Here is a 317-nt window from a genome sequence, read left to right as displayed (position 1 = left end):
TATATTCACCGTACTCTAATTGAGATTTACATTGCTGCCAGCCCCCTTGTTGTAGCCAAAGCGGGAAGGCGTTGATGGTCATGCCATCGATACCTGCCGCACCTTTGTTGGCTTTAACTTGACGCCATGCTTGCTGTAAATTTTCAGATCGGAGCAATTGAGTGAATAGATCGCTGTTGAAGGATGGTTGCCTATCATTACGCTGTTGATAGTAATCGCCTGTCGGCGTAGTGGGTATCGACAAGTTTGACAAGACTCCTCCCTCTTCTAAATGTTCAGGCCTTCACCTTGTCCCAACCATTACGATGGGCGTTTGG

Annotated in this window: 1 pseudogene; it reads right to left on the bottom strand. The window is 47.3% G+C overall.

Going from position 1 to position 317, the window contains the following annotated elements:
- Positions 1-253 (bottom strand): annotated as a pseudogene (locus AB4512_RS23115) (group II intron reverse transcriptase/maturase); the annotation flags it as partial.
- Positions 254-317 lie beyond the last annotated feature (64 nt).

It is taken from the genome of Vibrio sp. 10N.222.52.B7, assembly GCF_041474275.1.
In the GTDB taxonomy this organism is placed as follows: Bacteria; Pseudomonadota; Gammaproteobacteria; order Enterobacterales; family Vibrionaceae; genus Vibrio; species Vibrio crassostreae_C.
The sequence above is the reverse complement of the archived record's forward strand: the minus strand, read 5'-3'. Positions and strand labels throughout refer to the sequence as shown.